This is a genomic window from Aeromonas sp. R2-2 (genome assembly GCF_040908355.1).
Taxonomy (GTDB): Bacteria; Pseudomonadota; Gammaproteobacteria; order Enterobacterales; family Aeromonadaceae; genus Aeromonas; species Aeromonas veronii.
In genome coordinates, this window is the sequence record NZ_JBFODQ010000049.1 from 1 (window position 1) to 23,686 (window position 23,686).

11 protein-coding genes and 1 pseudogene are annotated in these 23,686 nt (G+C 52.2%); 5 read left to right on the plus strand and 7 right to left on the minus strand.

Annotation, left to right across the window (positions count from 1 at the left end):
* The 5 genes and pseudogenes from AB5Z09_RS08770 to AB5Z09_RS08790 all read left to right on the plus strand — a co-directional run.
* A pseudogene (locus AB5Z09_RS08770) lies at positions 1–449 on the plus strand (transposase); the annotation flags it as partial.
* A 295-nt stretch (positions 450–744) separates the two neighbouring features.
* On the plus strand, positions 745–4,989 hold the full coding sequence (locus tag AB5Z09_RS08775) for a transporter substrate-binding domain-containing protein (RefSeq protein ID WP_368195081.1): 4,245 nt from the start codon (positions 745–747) through the stop codon (positions 4,987–4,989).
* A complete protein-coding gene (locus AB5Z09_RS08780) occupies positions 4,982–6,193 on the plus strand; it encodes an EAL domain-containing protein (RefSeq protein WP_368195082.1) in 1,212 nt (403 codons plus the stop codon). The genes AB5Z09_RS08775 and AB5Z09_RS08780 overlap by 8 nt, the downstream gene beginning before the upstream one ends.
* 527 nt (positions 6,194–6,720) lie before the next feature.
* A complete protein-coding gene (fdhF, locus tag AB5Z09_RS08785; RefSeq protein WP_368195083.1) occupies positions 6,721–10,908 on the plus strand; it encodes a formate dehydrogenase subunit alpha in 4,188 nt (1,395 codons plus the stop codon).
* 371 nt (positions 10,909–11,279) lie between these two features.
* Complete coding sequence (locus AB5Z09_RS08790) at positions 11,280–12,632, plus strand: tyrosine-type recombinase/integrase (RefSeq protein WP_368195084.1); 1,353 nt, start codon at positions 11,280–11,282, stop codon at positions 12,630–12,632.
* Between the two features lie 348 nt (positions 12,633–12,980).
* Here the strand turns inward: AB5Z09_RS08790 and AB5Z09_RS08795 are convergent, their stop codons facing one another.
* From AB5Z09_RS08795 to AB5Z09_RS08825, 7 genes are all read right to left on the minus strand, one after another.
* A complete protein-coding gene (locus AB5Z09_RS08795) occupies positions 12,981–13,925 on the minus strand; it encodes a hypothetical protein (protein ID WP_368195085.1) in 945 nt (314 codons plus the stop codon).
* 67 nt (positions 13,926–13,992) lie between these two features.
* Positions 13,993–14,706 (minus strand): 4'-phosphopantetheinyl transferase, encoded by a 714-nt coding sequence (locus AB5Z09_RS08800; protein WP_368195086.1) that lies wholly within the window; start codon positions 14,704–14,706, stop codon positions 13,993–13,995.
* A 79-nt stretch (positions 14,707–14,785) separates the two neighbouring features.
* Entirely contained in the window at positions 14,786–15,994 is a 1,209-nt protein-coding gene (locus AB5Z09_RS08805) for an MFS transporter (protein WP_368195087.1), read from the minus strand.
* A 70-nt stretch (positions 15,995–16,064) separates the two neighbouring features.
* The gene (locus AB5Z09_RS08810; protein WP_368195088.1) at positions 16,065–17,789 is read right to left on the minus strand and encodes an AMP-binding protein; all 1,725 of its coding nucleotides are present in this window, start codon (positions 17,787–17,789) and stop codon (positions 16,065–16,067) included.
* An 11-nt stretch (positions 17,790–17,800) separates the two neighbouring features.
* Entirely contained in the window at positions 17,801–20,713 is a 2,913-nt protein-coding gene (locus AB5Z09_RS08815; protein WP_368195089.1) for a beta-ketoacyl synthase N-terminal-like domain-containing protein, read from the minus strand.
* Positions 20,710–21,006, minus strand: coding sequence for a Dabb family protein (locus tag AB5Z09_RS08820; RefSeq protein WP_368195090.1), 297 nt, complete (start codon positions 21,004–21,006; stop codon positions 20,710–20,712). Before AB5Z09_RS08820 ends, AB5Z09_RS08815 begins: the two co-directional genes overlap by 4 nt.
* 10 nt (positions 21,007–21,016) lie before the next feature.
* The gene (locus tag AB5Z09_RS08825) at positions 21,017–23,650 is read right to left on the minus strand and encodes a beta-ketoacyl synthase N-terminal-like domain-containing protein (RefSeq protein WP_368195091.1); all 2,634 of its coding nucleotides are present in this window, start codon (positions 23,648–23,650) and stop codon (positions 21,017–21,019) included.
* Positions 23,651–23,686: the final 36 nt, after the last annotated feature.

The following is a 23,686-nucleotide window of genomic DNA, read 5'->3' on the forward strand; positions in this document are numbered from 1 at the left end:
ATCACCTATCTGCCAGCCAGGAGCGGGCCGCTGTACCTGAGCCTGGTGACGGATGCGTACTCACGCAAGATAGTGGGCCATCACGTGCACGAAGGGATGCACGCCAAGTCGGTGGCGATGGCGTTCAAGAAAGCACTGAAGCAACGGCGTGGCGGCGGTGAACTCATCCATCACTCGGACCGCGGCGTGCAGTATTGCTCGGGGCTGTATCAGTCACTACATGAACGGTACGGGGTGAAATGCTCGATGACGGATGGGTATGACTGTTACCAGAATGCGTTGGCGGAGCGGGTGAACGGGATTTTGAAAGGAGAGTTGTTGTTGCAAAGCCCGCAGGATTTGATGCAAGCGCGGGAAATGGTGCGTGAAGCGGTGGATATTTACAACGCGGAGCAGCCGCATCATGCGTTGAAATACAGAACCCCGATGCGGTACATAGGGGGTTCTGAGTAGAGAAATGCTAGTTGAAAATGTGTAAACCTATTTCAGGACTAGACATCCATGTCCATGTTGTTTACCGATATCAAACTGGTTGGATTTTTTTCCAATATCCCCTTGAACTGGCCTTTGACAAAAAATCAGGCACATCACCGCGCAGGCTTTATCATCAGGTTACCATCCCGGTACTAGCCGGACTCACAGCTGTACAGTGGCATGTCGTGGCCCAATATTGAGTAAATTGAAGTTGGCCGCTGCATTTTAATGCACTTACAATATGCGCCCAATTCTGTTGGATTCCTTCTGATGCTCCGCCAATCTGATCGTCTATTCCTGTTTCTCCTGCTACTGCTCTGGGGCGTGGCGGCGCACGCCATTACCAGTCTGAATGAAGACGAGTTTGATCTGTCTGAACGCGCCTGGCTGTCATCACACCAGGAGCTGGTCATCGGCATGCCGATGATGGGTGACCCTCCATACAGCTATAAGGATGCAGATCAACGCTTTACCGGCCCAGTCCCCGACATTGCGCAGCAGATTGCCAGAACGCTCGGGTTGACCCTGCGCTACAAGGTTTACCTCTCCTACGTGGATGCGCTGACCGGACTTGACCACGGAGCAATCGACATACTGGTGAACGACCAGCCAAGCGAACAATGGCGATCCAATATTGTCTCCCTCCCGTTTTTGCTCTCCATGCCGCGCGGCGTGCTGCTCAACAATGGCAAAACGAAGTTGTCACGACAGGATGCCCATGGTTTGCACTGGGTCTGTGTCACAGGAGTCAATGCTTGCAGTGAATTGAAAAAACTGGGATTTCTCCGTGTGACCGAGGCAGAGAGTCGCAGCGAAGCAGCGTTTATGCTCAAAAAGCGCATGGCTGACGCCTATCTTGCTGACATGCCGTCACTGGTGATGGTGAAAGATCAGCACTCCAAGGCTGGCTTCACCATTGCAACCCCGGAATGGGTAAGCGGCACGTCTCTCTCCATCAATATGCACAAGAGCGACCCGGCACTGGTCAGCCTGGTGAGCAAGGCATTCAACGAGATACCGGTTGAAGATCGTCGTCATATGCTGGCAGCTACCACGACTAGCCAACATGCGGACTCAGGAGCGGTGAAGTCTGTGCAGTTTACCCCTGAGGAGCAGGAGTGGCTCAACCAGCATCCTGAGCTAACTTACGGCGTCTCTCCGGACTGGACCTCCATGAGCGAATTCAATTACCGGGGCAGGCTGGTCGGTTATGTGGCAGACCTGATGGCGCTGATGCAGCAAGTCTCCGGGCTGAAGTTCTCTCTGGTTCGCACCAATAGCTGGGGTGAAACCCAGAATATGCTGAAGCTGCGGCAGATCGACTTTATTCCGGCCATCTCCCCCAACCACGACCGCGGCCAGTTTGCGCTGTTCACCCCCGGCTATCTGTTTGTCGATCGGGTAGTCATTGCCCCCAAACGCAGTGCCGATATCACCGATCTCTCACTGCTGCGAGGGAAACGGGTCGGCATGGTGCATGGCTCGCTGGATAAAGATCTACTGACCCACATCGGCGCCCATCCGGTAGAGGTCAACAATGACAACCGCTTGCTGGAGCTGCTGGACACGGGCGATGCCGACTACGTGATGGTCACCCTGCCATCCATCAACAAGCGGGTGAGCGAACGCTATCAGGTGGTCTATGCCGGCAAAGACTTGCGCCTGCCAGTCGCCATGGCCACGCGCAAAGATCCCATGCTGCAGCGGATCCTTACCAAGGTGCTCTATTCGATACCGCCGGAGGAGCTCAATAAAGTGGAGAGACGCTGGCTCTCCATGAGCGTGCAGACCGGCATCAATAACGAAACAGTGCTGTTCTGGTTCGTAATGAGCGGCGCGGCAGCCACCCTGCTGTTTACCCTGTTCTGGGCCTGGAACCGTACCCTGAAACGGGAGATCGTGCAGCGACAACGGGCCGAGAAGACGCTCAATGAACAGTTGGTGTTCATCCAGACCCTGCTCGACTCCCTACCCAATATGGTGGCGCTGCGGGATCGCGATCATCGCCTGACCCTCAGCAACCGGGCATACCGCGAGCTGTTTGTCGGTGATGGGGAAGAAGGTGATCGCTGGGGCTATATGACCGAGGACGAGCGGCAACAGATGCTGCGCGAGGAGCGTGCGGTCTGGGAAACCGGCGAGATCTTCCAAGGATCGGGTTATACCCAGCGCGAGGGGGATATTCCCCTTCACGTGGTCTACGTCAAGTTGCCCTATCGCGCAGCAGACGGCGCGATTCAGGGGGTGCTGACGGTATTGACCGATGTCAGTGCCCTCAAGGCCGCCGAAAACAAGGTGCGGGAAGTGGAGGGCAGGCTGCGGGACATCACTGACAGCATGCCGGGTCTGGTCTATCAATATCTCTGGCAAGGGGCCGGCAAGGGGAAATTCCTCTATCTGTCCCAAGGAGCCAGCGACATTCTCGGGATGACCCACCAAGAGTTGATGGCAGCCGAGTCTGGCGGCGTGATCCTCGGCTTGAACGATGAGGCTCTGGCAACCTTTATCGATAAGGTGGCCAAACATGCGCAAATCCTTGAGCCGCTCGATATGGAGGTGCTGGTGCCCTCTGTTCAGGGGGAGCGCTATATCCAGATCCGCGGCAACTTTGTGGCGCAACAGGGCCATGATCGCCTGCTCAACGGCGTGGTGCAGGACATCACCGCCATCAAGCAACAGGAGCATGAGCTGCGTGAGGCGCGCGCCGCGGCCGAGCAGGCGATGCAGGCTCGCAGCCTTTTTCTGGCCACCATGAGCCATGAGCTGAGAACCCCCATCTCGGGCATGCACGGCATGCTGGAGCTGCTGCGCATGAGCGAGCTCAATGATGACCAGCGCTATCTGCTGCGCAATGTGGAGAGCTCTGCCAACCACCTGCTCTATCTGGTCAACGATATCCTCGACTTTTCCAAAATCGAGGCGGGTCAGCTGCACCTCAATCGCCAATCCTGCCGTCTGCAACCTGTGGTGTGCGACGTGATCCGCGGCCATGCCGCACTGGCCTACAGCAAGGGGCTGAAGGTCACGCTCCAGTGGGAAGATCAACTCCCCGACCTGGCCGATATCGATCCGGTCAGAGTGGGCCAGGTGGTTTCCAATCTGCTCAACAATGTGGTGAAGTTCACCGAACAGGGCGCCATTTCGATCCAGGCCAGCTATCACGACCAGCAGCTGGTTATCGCGGTGACGGATACCGGCATCGGTATCGCCGAAGAGAAGCAAGCGCTGCTCTTTACCCCGTTCGAGCAGGTGGAATCCGATATCAATCGCCGCTTTGGTGGCACCGGTCTGGGCCTGGCCATCTGTGATCAGCTGGTGAGGAAAATGGGCGGCACCCTGACGGTCAAGAGCCAGCTCGGTGAAGGGGCCTGTTTCCGCTTCAGCATCCCGCTGCTCAATGTCCTGTGGGAACCACCCGCACTGGCGGGCAGCGAATGGTGGTGGCTGGGTAGCGATGCCGCCTTGCAGGCCACCATGGCACGGCTCGGCGCCCGGTTAACTCCCCTCGATATCCACCAGCTCACCGCCGATCTCGACGGCCTGCTGTTGGCGGAAGAGGCCGCGCTGGAGTCCAGCATGGGGAGCGAATGGCACACCTTGCTGCAATCCGGCCCCATCAAGGGGGTCATCCTCTCCCCCCGCGAAGCGTTGCGGGGGCGCATAGGCTCGGAGAACTGGTGGCGCCTCGGCCAATCCCCCCTCTATCCGGATCTGTTGCTCGAAAGCTGCCGCGAACTGATCACCGGACGAGCCGTACCCACCCATGCCGCCAGAATCGAAAAACTGGGCGGGCGGGTGCTGGTCGCCGATGACCACCTAGTCAATCGCGCCCTGCTGACCCGTCAGCTGGCGATTCTGGGGGTGGAGTGCGAGGTAGTGGAAGATGGCGAGAAGGCATTGCGCGCCTGGCAAACCCGGGATTTCGCCCTGCTGATCACCGACTGCCACATGCCGCACATGGATGGCTACACCCTGACCCGCCGCCTGCGGGAACAAGGGGAGCAAGCCCCCATCATCGGCGTCACCGCCGATACCTCGGAGGAAGCGGCAGCCAATATGACGGCAGCCGGCATGAACGGCATGCTGTGCAAACCCTATTCGCTGGAGTCACTGCGCCAGATGCTGCTGCGGTGGTTGCCCGCGACTACGATCACAGAGAGAGTGCCCGCACGACAGGCCATCAATCTCGACATGATCGGTCGCTGGCAAGATCTGTTTGGCGATGAAGGGATTGCCAAAAGCATGGCAAGGGAGTATTTGGCCTCCAACCGGAAAGACTGCCACGCTATGATGAGCGCGCTCTCCTCCGATGATAGCCAGGAGCTGGTGGAGATCGCCCACCGCATCAAAGGGGCAGCCAGAATGGTCGGGGAGCTCTCCCTGGCCGAGCATGCGGCGCAACTGGAATCGGCGGCCCGCCTCAAACAGTTGAGCGAGCTCGCGCTGCTGACACAGAGAGTGGAAGAACAGATGAACAATATTGAACGTGAAATGGGATTGTGGCTCGATGAGTAGAACGGCAGACGAGTTGGTCATCATGGTGGTCGAGGATCACGGGTTTCAACGCAAGACCCTGATGCACCAGATCCGGGCGCTCGGTTATCAGCAACTGCTGGAGGCCGCAGACGGCATCGAAGCCCTGGCACTGTGCCAGAGCCACACTGTCGACATCCTGTTCTGCGATCTGCGGATGCCCGGCATGGATGGCATGGCGCTGCTGCGCCGCCTCTCGCTGGGTGGCTTTCGGGGCGGCATCATCCTCTCCAGCGCGCTGGAAGATGACGTGGTGGAGGCTGTGCTGCGCATGAGCGCGGCCTATGGTCTCCATGTGCTGGGTCGCATCGAGAAACCCTCCAGCCCGCAGCGGCTGCGCCAGTTGATCGACTCCTGGGCACCCAAGTCGGCCCCCTCGGGCAAGGACGATGGCATCGTCCTGTCGGTGGACGAGCTCAAACGCGCCCTCGACAACGACCAGTTGCTGCCCTGGTATCAACCCAAGGTCGGCTTTGCATCCGGCCAGTGGGTGGGGATGGAGGCGCTGGCCCGCTGGCAGCATCCGGAATATGGGCTGATCTCCCCCGGCATGTTTATCCCGCTGGCGGAAAATAACGGCCTTATCGATCAGCTGACCGATGTCATCATCAACAAGTCGCTGCAGGATTGCCATCTGTGGGGCCAGACCGGTCTCTCCCTCAATCTGTCGATGAATCTCTCCACCACCTCGCTGATTGAGGGGGATCTCTGCCACTTCCTGATCAACCAGTGCCAGCGCTGGGGCGTCAATCCCGAGCTGATCACCCTGGAGGTGACCGAAAGCTCGTTTGTCGAGGATATCGGCAAGGCACTGGAGGTGCTGACCCGGCTGCGGATGCACGGCTTTGGCCTCTCCATCGATGACTTCGGCACCGGCTACTCCTCGATGCAGCAGCTGGCGCTGCTGCCGTTTACCGAGCTCAAACTTGATCGATCTTTTGTCGATCGCTGCTATGCCGACCCCTCCCGTCTGGCCATTATCGAATCGAGCATCGAGCTGGCCCGCAAGCTGGGGCTGAAATCAGTCGCCGAAGGGGTGGAAGATGTGCAGACCTGGCAACTGCTGGCCAAGCTGGGGTGCGATATCTGTCAGGGCTTCTTTACCGCCCGCCCGATGCCGCGCAGCGAACTGCAGCACTGGCACCAGATCTGGCAAGCCCGACTGCCGACCCTGATATCCGGCTGATCTCCCGCGACCACCCCTTTGGACCAACAGAGCACCGACCGACAACGTGAATGGCCGCCTTCAAAAGGTGGCCATTTTCTTTATCTAGGACTCGCCACTCACGCATGCCCGCCCCCTCTCCAGCAACCGTCTAGCCAGCCGAGTGCCCCCCCCCTTTGCTCTGCATGCATCGCATGCCTTGCGTCACCATTTATTCAAAATAAGTTGCATCAAAAATGGTGCTACTGGCGGATCACGCCTACCGCTAGCGAGAGCAGCCTCTCTTCTACCAGACGCATAAACTGACAATAAGACAATAAATCTCCTGCTTTAACAGGAATGGTTCTCAACGATGCGCCGTGCCGATGAGGTAGACAAGACAACCTGAAATCGTTTTCCCTTTTGAACAATAAGCTGTCTAAAATCAAATAAAGTTGTAAATAATCTTTGTTATGGTGAGCGTATAGCAAGCGGCCTCCCTGTCGCTTCCCCTGCTGGCTCCGCCAGATGCAGCATTTTCTGCGCCTTGAAAGCGAGTTTATGACGCCATGATCACCATCACCCTCGATGGGGCTCAGTTGACGGTTGACCCGACCAGAACCCTGCTCCAGATAGCCAAACAGCACCAGACTGATATCCCCTCCCTGTGCGGTGACAACACCAGCGGCCCCAAGACCCCCTGCGACCTCTGCGTGGTCGAGATTGCCGGGCTCGGCATCCGGCGCGCCTGCGAGACGCGCCCCAAGGCAGGGATGATGGTCACGACCCAAAGCGATGCCCTGCGCGCACACCGCCAGCGGGCGCTCGGCCGCATCCTTTCGGATCACTACGCCGATTGCGAAGCCCCCTGCCAGCGCGCCTGTCCGGCCGGGGTGGACATTCAATCCTATCTGCACCACATCGCCATGGGGGAGCACGAGGCGGCCATGGCCGTCATCAAGCAGACCCTGCCGATGCCTCTTTCCATCGGCCGGGTCTGCCCCGCATTCTGCGAGGCCGAGTGCCGCCGCGCGCTGGTGGATGAGCCACTGGCCATTCGCCAACTCAAGCGTCACGCCGCCGATCTCGATCTGGCAGAGATTGCCCCCTATCAACCGGCAAAGAAGCCCGCCAAGAACAAGCGGGTGGCCATTATCGGCAGCGGCCCGGGTGGCCTCACCTGCGGTTATTATCTGGGTTACGAGGGGTTCGAGGTCGACCTGTTCGAGGCGATGCCCGAAGCAGGTGGCTGGCTGCGCTACGGCATCCCCGAGTACCGGCTGCCCAAGGCGATCCTCGATCAGGAGATCGCATTGATGTGCCAGAGTGGCATGCGGATCCACACCAGGCAGCGACTAGGCCACCAGATCACCCTCTCGGCACTGTGCCGCGACTATGATGCGGTCTGTCTGGCCATCGGCGCATCCAAGGCGGTGCCGATGGATTACCCCGGCAGCACCCTGGCGGGTTGCTATCTCGGGGTCGATTACCTCAAAGATCGGATGCTGGCCAAGCGGCTCACCACTGGCAAGAAGGTTGCGGTTATCGGGGGGGGTAATACCGCGATCGACTGCGCCCGTACGGCTGTCAGGCTGGGCGCTGAAACTACCCTTATCTATCGCCGCACCCGCGCCGAGATGCCCGCCGAAGCCTACGAGATCGACGAGGCGGAGCACGAAGGGGTGCGCTTCATGATGCTCACCAATCCGGTAGAAAATCTGGCCGATGAGGGTGGTCGCGTCTGTCAGGTGCGTCTCGAGAAGATGGCCCTCGGCGAGCCGGACGCCTCCGGTCGCCGCCGCCCCGAGCCCACCGGCGAATTCCTCATCGAAGAGTTCGATACCGTGATTGCGGCAGTGTCGCAGCAGCCGGATCTCAGCTTTATGGAAGGGGAGCCCCTCACCCTCCCCTTCACCCGCTGGCAGACGCTGGAATCCCACCCCGAGACCATGCACAGCGGCCACGGCAACCTGTTCGCCATCGGCGATCTGCGCCGCGGGCCCGCCACCGCCATCGAAGCGGTCGCCGATGGTCGCAAGGCGGCACTGGCCATCGATCAGTTCCTCCACGGTGACATGATCGACCCGGTTCGCCCTTTCAACGCCTGCAAGGCACCCACACTCAAGCAGGTCGATCCCGCCCAGTTTGCTCACCTGAATAAAGTCGCCCGTACCATCATGCCTCATCTGGCAGAGCAGGATCGCGAGGGCAGCTTTGCCGAGGTGGAGCGTGGGCTGAGTGATGCCGATGCCCGCAGCGAGGCCAGTCGCTGCCTCGAGTGCGGCTGTCAGGCCAACACCGATTGCGCGCTACGCGACTATGCCACCGAATACGAGGTCGAGCAGAGCGCTCTCGACACCAGTCAGTGCCAGAAGTTTGCAGTGGATAACAGCAGCGAATTTATCGTGTTTGATGCCAACCGCTGCATCGGCTGCGGCCAGTGCGTGCAGACCTGTGGTGAGCAAGCGGTGCAGGGAGTGCTGCACTTTGCCAAGCACAGCGATGGCACCCTCTCGAACCGCCCCCAATTCGACACGGGACTCTCGATGGGCGACTCCCACTGCGTGCAGTGCGGCGCCTGTGTACAGGTCTGCCCTACCGGAGCCCTGGTGGATGCCCGCGACAAGTCGCAGGGGCGCACCGAGCTGCTCACGCCGGTCAATACCATCTGCACCTACTGCGGGGTCGGCTGCGGCGTCACCCTCTATGTCGATGAGTCGCGCAACCGCATCCGCTATGTGGAGGGGAACCGCAACTCGCCAGTCAATCAGGGGCTGCTCTGCGTCAAGGGGCGCTTCGGCTTTGACTTTATCCAGAGCAAGGAGCGCCTCACGACCCCGCTTATCCGCAAAAATGGCGAGCTGGAGCCCGCCAGCTGGCAGGAGGCCATCGCCCTGGTCGCCGAGCGTTTCACCGCCCTGCGCCAGCGCTATGGCAGCGATGCACTGGCGGGCTTTTCTTCGGCCAAAACCACCAACGAAGAGAACTACCTGTTCCAGAAGTTCATGCGCCGGGAGCTGGGCACCAACAACGTGGATCACTGCGCGCGGCTCTGCCACGCCTCCACCGTCACCGGGCTGGAGGCGTCACTCGGCAGTGGCGCCATGACCAACGACATCCCGAGCATTGATCACTCGGATCTCATCTTCATCATCGGCTCCGACACCTCGGCAGCCCACCCCATCATCGGCTCCCATATCAAGCGGGCCGTCATCACGGGCAAGGCGCGGCTGGTGGTGGCCGATCCGAAGCGGATCGAGATGGCGGACCACGCCAGCCTCTATCTGGCCCACCGCCCCGGCACCGACGTGATGCTGCTCAACGGCCTTATGCAGCAGATCATAAAGAACGAGTGGCACGACAAGGCCTATATCGCCGAACGGGTGGAAGGGTTCGAGGCGCTGCAAGCGGAGGTGCTCTCCCCCGCCTATGCACCGGACAAGGTCGCCCTCGTCACCGGCGTACCGGCCGAGCAGGTGATTGAGCTCGCCCGCCTCATCGGCACCGCCGAGCGCACTGCCATCTACTACTCCATGGGGATCACTCAGCACACCACCGGCCACGACAACGTACGGGCCATCGCCAACCTGCAACTGCTGTGCGGCAACATCGGCATCGAAGGGGGCGGCATCAACCCGCTGCGGGGCCAATCCAACGTGCAGGGCGCCTGTGACATGGGGGCGCTGCCCAACTGCCTGCCCGGCTATCAGAAGGTGGCCAACCCCGAAGTACATGCCCGCTTCGCCGCCTGGCAGCAGCCAGACTTACCGCGCACACCGGGCCTTACCCTCACCGAGACCATAGATGCCGCCTGCGCGGGCAGCATCAAGGGGCTCTATGTTATGGGGGAGAACCCGGTGCTGAGCGATCCGGACCAGCATCACGTCATTGAGGGGCTCAAGCAGCTGGAGTTTCTGGTGGTGCAGGATATCTTCCTCTCGGAAACCGCCCAGCTGGCCGATGTGGTGCTCCCCTCCTGCTCCTTTGCCGAGAAAAGCGGCCACTTCACCAACACCGAGCGGCGGGTGCAGCGCATCTCCCCCGCCCTCAAGGCGCCGGGTGACGCGCGGGAGGACTGGTGGATCATCCAGCAGATTGCCAATGCAATGGGCGGCGACTGGCGCTATCAGAACGCCCAGGAGATCACCGCCGAGATCTGCCGGGTCACCCCGCAATACGCCGGCATCCAGTGGGACAAGGTTGGAGCACAAGGGCTGCAGTGGCCCTGCAACGACGCGGCGCCCGAAGGCACTCGCCTGCTCCACGGCAAGCAGTTCACCCGTGGCAAGGGGGAGATGGTCGCCACCCCGTTCCGCTATGCCGCCGAACTGCCCGACGAGACCTATCCCATCGTGCTCACTACCGGCCGCCTGCTGGAGCAGTTCCACACCGGCACCATGACCCGCAAGACCAAGGGGCTCGACAAGCTGGCTGGCCCGCGGGTGATGATGAGCGTGGTGGATGCGCAGCGGTTGGGCATCAGCAACAGCGAGCGGGTGAAAGTCACCAGCCGCCGCGGCCATATCGAGCTGCCCGCCTTCGTCACCAAGCGGATGCAACCGGGCGTGGTCTTTATCCCGTTCCACTTCGCCGAAGCCCCGGCCAACCGGCTCACCATCAATGCCACCGACCCCCACGCCAAGATCCCCGAGTTCAAGGTAGCTGCGGTGCGCATCGACAAGCTGGAATCCTCATCGCAAGCTGGAGAGCTATCCATGCAGAAGGAGCCAGCCAAGCCAGACATCGAGGTTGCCTGAGGGGAATAGCAAAACCTGCGTAGCCGCCTGCCGGGAGGGTTGGCCCGCAGGCCTTCCTCCTTGGTGTTGCAATAGCAAAAGAGGGGTATGAGAAGGGGCCACCAACCAAAAAACACAAAGGGTTAGCTTCGCCCAGAAGCTAACCCTTTGTGTTTTTTGGTGCCGATAAGGGGAATCGAACTCCTGACCTTCGCATTACGAAGTCAATAAACTCACGTTTAATCCTGTCTTGATAAATCCAACAAATAAATGCATTTACATTGAATTCAATAACTTAAGCACACATCAAATTCACTCTTGTCCAACGACATACAACCCTATACGATGCCAAATGTGGTACCCAGTGTGGTACCCCAATACGAGGTTTTAGGATGATTTCTCAAGATCGACAAGTCGCGGCAGCAGAGCTTAAAGAAGGTGCAACCGCAACCCGATTTGCTATCAGCTCTAAACATGGTAACGGGTTATCACTCGAGGTTCGGGCCGGTAAGCAAAAACGCTTCGTGTATAGATTTAGGCTCCTTGGCAAGCAACAAACCATGGTACTTGGACTATACCCTGCGATGGGACTTGCTCAAGCTCGTGAGCGACATTGTGTTGCGGTGGGGCAAGTCAAACAGGGCATCGATCCCCGTCAGGTTGTTGCAGAAGCTAAACAAAAGAACGAACAGATGCTCGTGCTTGATGAACTGTTTGAGCAATGGCTTAGCCACAAAGCCAGCGTAAAACGCCGTGATGGCGTTCGATCAGAGATTAGCCTCCGAACCGTCACTGATTATCGTCGAATCTACCAAACACACTTGCAAAAGGTCCTTGGTAAATATCGAATTTGCGATATCACCATGGCCGTCCTCCACCAACACTATCAGAAGCTACAGAAGGTCTCTCTGGAAGGGCTTCGCAAAGCAATGGGGATAATGAACCAGGTGATGGAGGAGGCTATGCGACGACAGCTTATCGAGATGAGCCCCACGTTGGCACTCAAACCCAAAGTGTACAATGCGACCCCCAATCCACCTCGAGAGCGTTGGCTACCAATCTCTGAATTACGAGCCTTATGGCATGCATTAGAAGAGGGCGTTGAAGGTGGCGGAGCGTTAACAGCTGGTGGTCGTGGCATTGCTACGACTTCTGTTCTTTCTGGAAGTGTCGCCAATGCAATTAAAATCGTCATATTGAGCGCGGTTCGTCGAGGTGAAGTGATATCGATGCAGTGGGCACACTTGGATGGTGATCGCTGGACGATTCCGGAAACCAAAAATGGGCGCCCGCATGTGGTGACCTTGTCGCCTTTGGCTCGGGAAATCATTTCAGAACAGCGAATGATAACCTCCTCTACCAGTCCGTATGTGTTCGAATCGACGACGAAGCTGGGTCATGCTATCACAGGTGACGCACTTATGCGCGCCCTTGACCGGCTACAGAAGCGTAAGCTGGCTGAACTTGAGCCTTTTAGCATACACGACCTGCGGCGCAGTGTTGCAAACTGCTGTGGTATTGAACTTGGTGCAGGACCTCTAGAGATAGAGCATATGCTGAACCACCAAATCAGTGACAAACTCCTGCGAACTTATCAGGCGGGCGCTTTACGTAACCCTGAAAAACTTAGGAGTTTATTTCTTCGGTGGGGGGATATTGTGAAACATCAAATAGCCCAACATGAAGTAGAAAAATCACCTGATGTTATGGGGAACGTAATCCAAGGGACATTCGGTAAACGCTGAGTTTTCAGCTCGTTCAGACCCAAGAAGGAAGCGGCCATCGGCCGCTTCCTTCTATGAGCCCGTTTAGCCTGATATGCTACGCAGCCACCTGATGGGCATACAGCTGATGCGGCGCCTTCCCTGGCCATTAGCCTTGCCCATAAGCTGGTCTGTCGTAGGTGATCCTGATAGACCAGTGTGATCCACAGCAACGTTTGTTTGCCACCGCTGGTGATGTTGTCTGGAAACCTGGCTAAGCCAAGCAGCAATCATTAATAACGCCACATAATTTATGTAGCATAAAGAAGACCGCGGTTTGAAGCCTGTGTCAGGTGATAACTTTCTTGAAAAACGCCAGATTGTACACTCTTAGATCTCAACTTTATATTCTTCTGTCTGGAATACACTTTTTCTTACCACAACTCTCGGCTGACGCCGAATAAGATTGGATTCATCATAAGTAATCATACAACCAGGCGAGGCTATCATTTCATCCGCAATCTCATCTAGATATTTAAATACCCCTTCACTAAGATGGTCAGACTGATACGGTGATAGGATATAATCATAGATAGACAATACGATATTATTCATCATTGCCAAGTCATTCAAAAATACTCTAGCGACCTCTTGCAATACATTGTTTTCCCCTTGCTTGTTATGGATACCACGATACATTTTGAAATCTAGCTGTCCTTTCCTTAATTGATGCCATACCCAGTAGACAGGCTGAGACAACGTGGTGTGCACGTCACAAAAATCCACGTTTACCGAGATCTGATTGTGCTCCAATATCTCTTGGTTCATCGAGGGGTCTCCCATTAACCATGCGTTTCGCTCCCTACACCAGTATTCAATCAAAATTTGCTCTGGGTAAATATCTTTACTGAAGTAAGTGCAATAAGCATACCGCAGTCGAGAAGGGATTTTTTTGTACCTCATCATATCAAGCGCCATGCTAGATATAGTTAAACAATGCCCGATGATCTTATGCTCAAAGGGAATCGGTTTTATAATTGATTTTACTCCAGAACTATACAACCTATCCAATATAATTTCAGGTTGATTGACATCTATGTCGCGATACCTATCAGGGCTTATTTTGTATTTATTAACCCCTTTATAATGCTCTACAATATTCCTTGCCAAAACAAATATTTCACCTACAGATAATGGGATGTCATGATAATAACCATCATACTTTGTCACCTTGCGCTCATTAAAGAGTGACTGAGTTACTTCATAGTTCAAAATAATTTCCTTTTTAATTTGTCTTTGTGTAATTTGCTCATCAGGCTCATTACTAAGATGCAAAAAAAAATACTTCATTGAAGTGACTAGTTGGCCAAATCGGGAAATTCTTCCCACTCAGTAGGGCCGTTTATTTTCGAGGCCCATCAGCAATCACTGTGACAACAGAATTGTCGAAAAACTGGAACCATCCCGTAAAATGAGAGCCTGTGCGATATACTCCACTCCAGTCACAGGTTAGCTCAATCTGAAACTGTGCCGATTCTTCACTTACCCATGTGAGTTTTGCGGCACTAAAATCCTGAAACAACAAGGTGTGAGGATATAGCGCTTTATAAAGAGCTTCTTTAGCTGAAAAAACAAGAGTGATGAGCTGCGGTTGAGCAAGTGCACAATCACCTCTAGCGATAGAACTCCATTCGGCTTCAGATACAATCACACTCATTAACTTGGCACATTGATCAGCCGTGAATATCGTTTCAGTATCAATACCTACAGCCTGATAGTGATCGTGCTCACAGACTGCCGACACCGCTAATGCCCGTGTGTGCGAAATGGACCCACGGTAACCCGAAGGCCATTTGGGAAGTCGATACTCTCCTATTGGGAGAGCGAGTTCTTTACACCCAAGAAAGTGGAGTGCACGTCTAGCAGCCAGCCGGCCAGCAAAGTACTCGGCTTTTCTTTTTGGTATCGCTCTTGTGAGAGACGTTGGGTATTCCACACCTGACTCCAAGAAAAGTGACTGATCGAAATACTTGAGATCGAAGGCATTGAACCATAAGACCAAATGCCTAAACAGAGGAGAAACGACTTTCTGGCTGGTTTTAAGAAATTGAGGCATGCGTCATTCCTTAACCAAATAAGTGGCACGTATTGAGAAAGCCTGAGGCGTATCAAGACATCAAGCTTTCTTAATCTACTTATGGCGTGGTGGGAGAGAGCTGTTGATGCTTGAGCAAGCGCTGTAAGACCAGTGGCTGCACGAGCGTGAGGGCTAACGCACAGGTTGCCAATATCCCAAGGTTGTGTAGCTGTTGCTGCTCTTCTACCAAGATATAGGACGAGAGGATGGCGGCTAGACCACTAAATACATGTTGACAGATACTTTGAAGAGACATAAAAGCCGCTCTTACGTGGGGAGCTGGGACCGTTGTATTAACTGTGGTCGCGACAATAGTTCGCGTTGCCGTCAACGCCATAAATGCGGTAAAAATAACCAAAGGTGGTAAGGCAGAGGTATGCATAAAACCGTCGACAATCACAACAAAGATGCCTACAGCGAGACCGGCTACGACGGAAAACGCTCCCATATTGTCGACCATGCGGCCAAAAATCTGCAGCGCGATCACGCTGGTCACTCCCCCGATTAGGTAATACACACTTAAATCATCCCGAGCGACACCGGCGTTGAATTGAAGCCAGACGGCTAGATTCGGTACCAGAAGAAACGTACTAAATACTGCCAAGCCTAACGAGGACATCGCCAGTAACACCCGGCGATTTGCCATTAAAACCAGCAGAGACACATCAGGCGATGTAGACGCCCTTTCCTGAAGGTGCCCCTTAAGGCTTGGCAGCAACACCGCCACCACTGTGGTCACCAACATCCCTGAGACGCCAACTACGTAAAAAGGCGTGAACCAGTCATACCAACTTGCTAGCTTAAGGCCCAAAGGCACGCCCGCAATCGCGGCAATGGAAAATGCCCCCATCACGGTGGCCATGGCTCGACCACGACGCTGTGGGGGGACACAGTCTGTGACAATGGCCAGCGCAATAGCAATTAAAGGACCAGCAAAGAAACCAGCAAGGATACGGGTAAACATCAAGCTTTCCATATTCCAGGCATGTGCGCACAGCAAGGTAGCTACCGATAGTCCACTCAACATGACTAACACTACCCGTTTACGATCAAACCTATCGATATACTTAGCAACCAGTAAGGAAGAGACGGCGGCAGCTAAGGTGTAACCTCCACCAATATAGCCGATACTTGCCGCTGATATATGTAACGCACTTGCAAGATCGGCCCCGAGTGGCATAACTATCATAAAATCCACCGCATTGATCAACTGAATAAGCGCCATCAACCAAATCACTTTCCTCTCAAGCACGAATGAGTCGTTCATGTATATCTCCATTTTTACGACCTATTGGCCGTTGGACGTTCCTATGAGTCGGAAATGACTCAGATTAAAATCATATGCAATCAAGTTCATTTATCAGTTTATTGAACGATGGCCGTTCAAAGATTTCGTACAGTTCTAAGTTAGGATACAGTTCAAGCATATCGATATGAAAGGAAATTGCTTGTATCGACGTTAAACCCTTTTCAAAGAAGTTGTCGTCCTTTGACATCAGAGTTATGTCGACATATTGGCTCAAAATCTCACCCACAGGATGAGATGACAGCGCTGATGACTCGCTATTTATTTCAAAAACACTACCCTTAGTCGCTTTACTTAAAAGCTTAATGCTCATGTCTTCAAGCCGGTTTGCGTCAACTTTACCGCTCAATGTATAAGGCAATTCAGGGATGGTGAAAATATGATGTGGGATCAAATAGTAGCTTAATTTTGTCTCGAGAAATGCTCTAATAGTCGTCTCAGCTAACCCATTGCATTCTACCCACCCAATCAGTTTTGAAGAATCCGATAGCTCATCATGAATGGCAATGACTGCAGAACCCGACACCCCCTCTATCGCTTCAAACGCATCTGTCACTTCTGTTGGTTCTACTCGAAATCCATTGATTTTTATATACCCGCCTTCTCTGTGAAGAAAATTTATGATACCTTCATCATCCACATAACCAACATCATTTGTATCATACATTCGTATATTCACCCCCCCGACAAGTACGTCTGTAAATTTCATTGACGTCAACTCAGGGTTATTAAAATAGCCCAGAGCAAGACCATCTCCAGAAATATATATACGACCTATCTCACCTTGGACGCACTCTTGTTTAAGCTCGTTTAACACAAAAATATCAGTGTGAGATATGGGGCGTCCAATACGCGTATCCCCAGCTTGCTGAATAACGTGCGCACTAGACCAGACGGTAGTCTCTGTTGGTCCATACACGTTACACAACCAATCACTTCGTTCAAACAGCGATGAAGATAACTGGGGCGATAGAGACTCTCCCCCCACTAATACTTTTTGGAATCGCCACCCCTTGTCTATATATCCCAAGAGCCCCTTAAAAAGAGAAGGAGTGGCTTGATAGACAGAAGGAGACCAACGCATTACTTGTCTTGCAACCTGTTGAGGTGAGTAGATCTCTTGATCTGTTAGTAATATTAACGTTCCACCACACGACAATGGAACTGAGTATTCCAAGAAAAAAATATCGAAGGAAATTGACGTAGATGATAACCATGTCTGTTCGGGCTTGAATGCAAGCAGCGAGCAAAAATACTCAATTAAGTTAGCTGCCCCTACATAGCTTACCATGACAGCCTTAGGAGCGCCGGTAGAACCAGATGTATATATGCGATAGGCCTCTTGAGATGTGCTTGAGAGACTATCCTGCTCGAAGGTGGCTTCGGACTGAGACAGCCTGTTGATATCAATTGTTTTTTGGAATTGGCTTATTCTCGCGTTGCTGATATACAAGTAGTTGGCTTGAGAGAGGATATGTTCAATTTTCTCACTTGCGGTTCTTGGATCAACTGGAATATACGGTATACCAAGATAATGGCATGCTAACAGCGTGGCAATGAGCTGCTCATCTCGCTGTAAGCAAATTACCACTCCGTCGACGTTATCATCGTTCTCAGACTGAATGCCAACAGCGATCCTCTTTGCCTTTTGTTGGAGTTGATAATAAGTAATTGAAGTTTGATTGGTAATGAGCGCAATACTCTCAGGGGATGTTTTCGCGACAGAATCAAATTTATCGATAAATGTAGAATTCATTACTCTTTCATCTATTTTGTTTTTTGCAGTTCAAACAAGACCTTGTCTATATTTATCATAAAACTAGACATAAGACTTGCCACCATTTCCTTGGAGTAGCGCGCTTGATTGAACATCATCTCAACTGCGAGCCCCTCTTGCTCTGGTACAAGATTGACAGTCAGATTGCCATACACTGGATGGAAGCGCATGGAATGTTCAGGAAGCGTAAACTCTCGATATTTTATAGTATTCCCTTTGTTTTGGTTCTGATACATAAACAAAATGTCATAAACCTCTTGACCGTTTCTCCCTAACAGGGACGAAACTCTATCTAAAGGCACGTGGGCATGAGGCAGGCACGTTTTAAGTGCCTCATCCGTCTCATTCAGGATCTCGCAGAATTTCCCAGATCCACAATCGACGACAACAGGAACATTGTTCATGCGACAGTCAATCACGGCCCTATCGGATTCAGACCGATTGGCCAGCGTTATTCCTGTGCAAACAACGGCGGTATCTAGAAATTCTGATAATGTTGCATTAAAAACAGCATAGAGCACGACAAAAGCAGGCTTCTTATGAGTTCTAGCAATATTCTGAACCCTTGAAATCTGGTCAGATGAAAGACGAGAGACCACAGTGCCGCAGATCAATTCCTTAGAGCTTAAAGATTTGTGGGGATCGACCGGTAATGCCGTCTGTGAAACGCCACTCAGAGAGTTCTTCCAGAACACAAGGCTTCCGTTGGAGATGCCAAGCTCTATGTGCTTAGGAATATGGATGCTATTTAACGGACTGTTTTCTTCGCGCACCTCAGACAATACTGCCAACAAGTTGTGTAAACCCGTCCCATCGATCGCAATGTGATGAAAATTCACCACCAATAACTTTTTAGCCCCGTGACGTAACGTCGTGACTCGACAAAGTGGCCCCATATCAAGATCAAATCGTTGCTCATACACGGCCTGCAGCGCTACCTCCAACGCCGTTTCAGCAGATATCTCCAGTGATACCGTTTCAACGACCTGTGTACGTTTAGCGGCCAGTGTAATGCCCTCTTTGCTTATTTTGTATTGGTGATTGAATTGAGGGAGTTGCGCAAGAATTGTATCCAATGTTTTCGTAAAATCTTCTACCGGGAACGCCTTCGTAATCTCGACACATACCGGAACATTGTATTGACTTCGGTCGCCCCGCTGCAGTTTTTCCAATAAATAAAAACGCTGCTGATAAGGTGACAACAAGCCATATGAACGAACATTGTCACTCATTGGTTGGCAATCCAATACTGGCTGAGTAGCAGATAGCGGTTTCTTGGCAATCGCATTCGCCAAGGACTCAGGCGTTGAGTGCTTATAGATTATTTCTGTCGTGACATCAATGCCGAGCTCTGATTTGAACAATGCGAGTAGCTCTACAGCTGTCACAGAATCGCCATACAGATCGAAATAGTCACTGTTTGGGTAAACCTCATCCTCCCCAAGCACTTGCTGGTAGAAAGACAAGATATGAGGCAATAATGAGGACGGTGTAAAATGTGTCTGCTCTACAGAGGAGGGCTGCCTTATCGCCCCCTTATCACAGCTGGTATTTTTTGTTGTTTCAGTTTGAGAGAAGAATGAATACTCTCGGCCCTGTGCCTCCTTGTAGGTCGGTTTTTTCAGTGTTTGAAAACCTGATTTACCGTAGCCTTCGATCACTATGTGCGCGTTGGTTCCACCCACGCCCATCGAGCTAATGGCTGCAAGGGAGGGCTTGTCAGGAGCCAACGGAATATTGTTAGACGTATACAATAAATTCTGTTTCTCCGTCTCGCTAAGTAATTCATTGAGCTGAGAAAGATTAGATGTACCGGGGTAAATCCCTTGCTTAAGTGCCAACACAGACTTGATCAAGGAAGCGATGCCCGATGCCCAGAAAAGATGCCCGATGTTCCCTTTGACCGATCCCACAATCACCGGGGATAACGTGTCGTCCGCAGCGTAACTGTTCATTAGTTTGCTGAATGCCTGAACTTCCATTGGATCGCCCACTACCGTCCCCGTTGCATGGCATTCGATGAACTGCAACTGACGAGGGTTGATGGCCGAATGACTATAGATTTGAGACAGCAATTGCCACTGACCGTTGACCGAGGGAGCTGCATAACTTGTCTTGTTCGCTCCATCATTATTACTCAACGCATTCGTAATCACAGCATGGATAGTATCCCCATTCTCTTCGGCATCTTGAAGGCGTCTGAGAATGACGACGCCGCCCCCATCGGAGGGAACCGTGCCATCCGCACGATGATCAAAAGGTCTGCACACGCCTGTTTGAGAATAAATGGACCCAGGTTCATACTTATAGCCCACCTCCAATGGATAGGAGATATGTACCCCTCCGCAAATTACGGTGTCACAACGCTTTGTTTGTAACATCCAGCAGGCTTCTACAATAGCGGTCAATGATGAAGAACAGGCGGATTGAAGATTGAAGCACGGACCATGAAAATTAAATATATGGGCTACGCGGGTAGCCATGAAATCGCAACCCTTATTGAGGTTAAGGAGCAGAGAATTAGGTGGTTCAACCTCACCGACAGCGACACTTTTTTGCAGTTGATCGTGGTAGGTGTTATTGCTGCCCTGCGTCGCTATCACGGCAACCGTGCCCAGCTTGTCCGGGTCATGCTCGCCATCAAGCAGTGCCGAGTCGACAAGTTCGATGAACTTTCTCAGCTGCGGATCCATGACCAACGCTTCCTTCTCAGAAAGACGATAACGTTGCGCATCAAACATTTCTGGATCCGGGCACTGTCCCTTCGACCTGGTATGTCCATCTGGATCAGTATATGACTGATAGGATACCCGTCCATTACATAGGTTATCCCAAAACTCATGATAGTCGTTGGCCCCAGGAAACAATCCTGACATTCCTGTCACTGCAATCTTATATTTCATTTTTCTGCCTCGGTAACAACCATGTCGAAGACAATCGCCTCTGAAATAACAGGGCTCAGTTTTTCATTAATGAACTCTTGGTGATAATCATTAATCTGATACGCATCTCTGTCATTTTTTGAACTAAACTCCATAACAAATGCAGACTCAAAACCAGAATTGTTCACATTGTCACGATCATTCATCCCGTAGCTGTATTTCTTTATCTCCGGTATTCTATGTTTCAATTCACCAAGCTGCTGAAGCAATCCTAAGGCTTGCATTTTAGACACCGACGCGTTGAACTTGAACAAGATAATATGCTTATACATGCTGTTCTAAAAACTCCCGAATGAATTCTGCAATTTCATCAACATGTTGTCCTGTGACCAATCCAATATGGTCAGCTTTTATTTTCCTGAGCATCGTTAAATTAGTCACCGGCCAGTTATTGTTGGCCTTTTTTAATGATTCAAATTCATTGGAGATTGTAGAGTTCTGAATCTGCACGAGAGAAGACGTCGCTACGATGTTTAGTAAAGGCAACTGTAACTTGGGGTCCCCAAAAGTTTTAACCATACCTCTCTCTATATCAAATAATGATTTTAAATCCTCCCTTGCCTTTTCATCTCCATTAATAGAGTGTGAAAAATAGCTAAGATCCATAAAGTAAGCAAGACATTCATCCGTAAAAAGCACTGAGCTTTGCTGAGAGTAAAGAACTGAGTCCAATAATAAATTCCCCTTTATCGGAAGCTTGCCATTTAATTGCTCCGTTATTTTTAACGCTAGTAACCCACCTAACGACCAGCCGCCAATGAAAATTGGTTTTGTTTTGTCAGATATCCTTTCCAGGATTTCATTGGAATACATTTCAGCGAGTTTATCTATTGAGCAAATCTTATTCTTATTATAAAGGTTGTATGAGTCAACCCCGAGCACCTCAATGTCACCTGCAATACTTTTTGACAACGAATTATATATTTCCACACCTGAAATAGATGCGTGAACCAATATAATTGTTGCTCGTATTTCACCAAGAGGCTCATAGAGAGGTTTTATCAGAGAAGAAGCTACTTGGGTTCCTATTAATCTGTTCAATTCTCTCAACTGCACACTAAACACATCATATTTTTCAACCCAGTCCATAGTTAGAGAAAGGCCAAGTGAGGAATTGATATCTGTGACCAGTGATAGTGCGAGGATAGAATGTCCCCCCAAGTCGAAAAAACTATCTTCCAATTCTATCGAGTCAAGCATAAAATTATCGAGCCATATCTTACGCAAGGACTCTTCGAAACTAACAGTATTGTCTATAATTTCTTCGAACGGTGCTGAGTCAACTTTGGTTTGTGGCTTTGAGTGGGATTCGAGCGTAACGACACGCTTGGCATCAATTTCGCTGGAGCCGATCGCAATAGCTTTCCCCGTGTACTCCTTTAGACACAGGTCCAGTGAATGACCGACAACACCTGAGCGTAATGTAACGGCAATTTGATCGCACAGCTCGGTAAGTGATGCAACAGAAAATGTCTTAATACAACGCTTCCCCACCGCACGCCTTGCCAAGGTATACGCCACATCTTCCAGTGAATGTGATACGTTTTGTAATTCATCTTGAAGCTGAATTAACAGGTGCTGTAGACGTACATCATTGTCTGCACCAATCATAACGACGACTGTCTGCGACGAGCTTTCTTTGGCCAATGACGAGGACTCTTCACAACGAATAACCAACGCACAGTTGGTTCCACCAATCCCTAGAGAATTCACCAAGCCTGTTAAATTATCCTTTCGACGGCTTTCTGTAGGAACGTAGAAGGGTGTCCGTGCCAATTGTAAACTCGGATTCAGCAATGAGAAATTGGCTGCCGGGTATATCTTATGTTTCCACACTTGCAGTACAGACTTTAACAAGCCAGCATGACCGGCAACAACATCCAGGTGGCCTATATTGGCCTTGACAGACGATAGTGCTGTGTTATTGGTGGCAAACTCGTTACTCATAAAGGCTTTTTTAAGTGCCGCAACTTCCAATACATCCCCAATGACGGTCCCCGACCCATGGCCTTCAACGAAATGGATGTCCTGAGCGTCCAAGGCAGATTTCTCTAGCACTCGTTGGATGTTTCTTGCGATTCCGCTGGTTGAAGGCGCTGTATAACTTGATTTCGATCTTCCATCGTTGTTGATGCTGCTCGCGGTAAGCACACCATACACCGTGTCTTTGTCACTGCGCGCTTTAGCAAGGGCTTTGAGTACAAACACCACGGAACCAAACCCAGGTACCATGCCATCTGCAGTATTAGAATAAGAGGCTAAAAAACCGCTCTTCGACAAGTTCATGCCAGGTTGGTATTGATACCCGGAATGGAGAGGGTATGGCAGACAAGCGCCGCCAGCGATGGCCATGTCACAGTCTCCAGTCGTGAGCCCTTGCATCGCCATGTGGATAGAGAGTAAGCCACTAGAACATGCCGATTGCACCCCTACGGCCGGACCTTGCAGGTCAAACAAATATGCGCAGCGCAACGACTGCTGTTCTTTGTTTGAACCAATCTCTATCTCAAAGGGATCGTACTTATCCAATGTCAATTGGCTGTCTGAAAGAAAAGACGTGTAATGGCTATCAGAAGATGAGGAGTAGACACCGACGTTCAGCGGACAGCGTGTCGGGTTGTAGCCAGCATGTTCCAATGCTCGCCATGCGCATTGAATGAACATACGTTGTTGAGGTTCAATAATGTAGCTGTCACGTAGTGACATCCCAAACAGGTCATAGTCAAACTGATCAACTCCCTGCACATAGCCCGCTCGGCTGACCCACCCCTCACGATGATCGTTGGAGAAAAAAGGGTCGCTCAACGCATCTTGACCTGATTCCAACAACGCGTCCAGCTCTTCCATATTACTTGCACCAGGCAAGAGAAAAGAGAAGCCAGTGATCGCTATATCCATTTTATTTTACCTGTTGTCATAGGCATAGAATGTAAA

Coding starts and splice junctions, on each gene's coding strand:
- AB5Z09_RS08825 (WP_368195091.1), bottom strand. CDS start 23,650: ATGGATATAGCGATCACTGGCTTCTCTTTTCTCTTGCCTGGTGCAAGT.
- AB5Z09_RS08775 (WP_368195081.1), top strand. CDS start 745: ATGCTCCGCCAATCTGATCGTCTATTCCTGTTTCTCCTGCTACTGCTC.
- AB5Z09_RS08815 (WP_368195089.1), bottom strand. CDS start 20,713: ATGAAATATAAGATTGCAGTGACAGGAATGTCAGGATTGTTTCCTGGG.
- AB5Z09_RS08810 (WP_368195088.1), bottom strand. CDS start 17,789: ATGAATTCTACATTTATCGATAAATTTGATTCTGTCGCGAAAACATCC.
- AB5Z09_RS08780 (WP_368195082.1), top strand. CDS start 4,982: ATGAGTAGAACGGCAGACGAGTTGGTCATCATGGTGGTCGAGGATCAC.
- fdhF (WP_368195083.1), top strand. CDS start 6,721: ATGATCACCATCACCCTCGATGGGGCTCAGTTGACGGTTGACCCGACC.
- AB5Z09_RS08800 (WP_368195086.1), bottom strand. CDS start 14,706: ATGCCTCAATTTCTTAAAACCAGCCAGAAAGTCGTTTCTCCTCTGTTT.
- AB5Z09_RS08805 (WP_368195087.1), bottom strand. CDS start 15,994: ATGAACGACTCATTCGTGCTTGAGAGGAAAGTGATTTGGTTGATGGCG.
- AB5Z09_RS08790 (WP_368195084.1), top strand. CDS start 11,280: ATGATTTCTCAAGATCGACAAGTCGCGGCAGCAGAGCTTAAAGAAGGT.